Origin of the sequence: Paraburkholderia sp. SIMBA_027 (genome assembly GCF_046535315.1) — a bacterium.
Taxonomy (GTDB): Bacteria; Pseudomonadota; Gammaproteobacteria; order Burkholderiales; family Burkholderiaceae; genus Paraburkholderia; species Paraburkholderia tropica.
This window is the reverse complement of the sequence record NZ_JAWRWY010000794.1, coordinates 1-264: the sequence shown is the minus strand read 5'-3', so window position 1 is coordinate 264 and position 264 is coordinate 1. Positions and strand designations below refer to the sequence as shown.

The following is a 264-nucleotide window of genomic DNA, read 5'->3' as shown; positions in this document are numbered from 1 at the left end:
CATGAACATCACTCGCTCGACCGGCCGCACGACGCCGCCACGCTTCGCCGTTTCGCTCGCCATGCGCAGTGCGCTGCGCACCGTCTGCGTCGCGTTCGCCGCCGCGGCCGCCGTGGCTTCGGTCGCGCCGCAAGCCGTCGCCGCTTCCGCCGATCCGTTGCCCGCCTATGCGGCCGACCTGCAGCGCACGTCAGTGTCGGGGCTGTCGTCCGGCGGCTTCATGGCCGCGCAGTTCGACGTCGCGTTCTCGAGCCGGCTGATCGG

General features: G+C 72.3%; 1 pseudogene. It reads left to right on the top strand.

Going from position 1 to position 264, the window contains the following annotated elements:
* Nucleotides 1-264, top strand: a pseudogene (locus SB764_RS41240) (poly(3-hydroxybutyrate) depolymerase); the annotation flags it as partial.